This window comes from uncultured Jannaschia sp. (genome assembly GCF_947494025.1).
Classification (GTDB): domain Bacteria; phylum Pseudomonadota; class Alphaproteobacteria; order Rhodobacterales; family Rhodobacteraceae; genus Jannaschia.
Genome location: NZ_CANLTQ010000148.1, coordinates 1 through 461, shown reverse-complemented (window position 1 = coordinate 461; position 461 = coordinate 1). Strand labels below are relative to the sequence as shown.

At 69.2% G+C, this 461-nt stretch carries 1 protein-coding gene; it reads left to right on the top strand.

Features of this window, described 5'->3' with window-relative positions; all coding sequences use genetic code 11:
• Positions 1 to 461, top strand: a 461-nt coding sequence (locus tag Q1B08_RS21715) for a heavy metal-binding domain-containing protein (RefSeq protein ID WP_366140093.1), incomplete at both ends; no start/stop codon positions are given.

Sequence of the window (461 nt, the reverse complement as noted above, 5' to 3'; positions counted from 1 at the left end):
GGCCCAGGCGAGTGCCCGATCTGCGGCATGGCGCTCGAGCCCAAGGGCGTGCCGACGGGCGACGAGGGCCCGAACCCCGAGCTGGTCGACTTCACCCGCCGCTTCCGGGTCGGCGCGGTGCTGTCGATGCCGCTGGTCATCATCGCCATGGGGCCGATGGTCGGGCTGCACGTGGAGAGCTTCTTCGCCGCGCGCACGGTGCGCTGGTTCGAACTGATCATCGCCACGCCCGCGATCCTCTATGCCGGCTGGCCGTTCATCGTGCGGGGCTGGCGGTCGTTTCGCACCTGGAACCTCAACATGTTCAGCCTGATCGCCATGGGGGTGGTCGCCGCCTATGTCTTCAGCGCAGTGGCGGTGATCGCGCCGGGCCTGTTCCCGGCGGGCTTCCGCGACCCCATGAGCGGGCAGGTCGGCGTCTATTTCGAGGCGGGCGCGGTGATCGTCACGCTGGTCTTGCT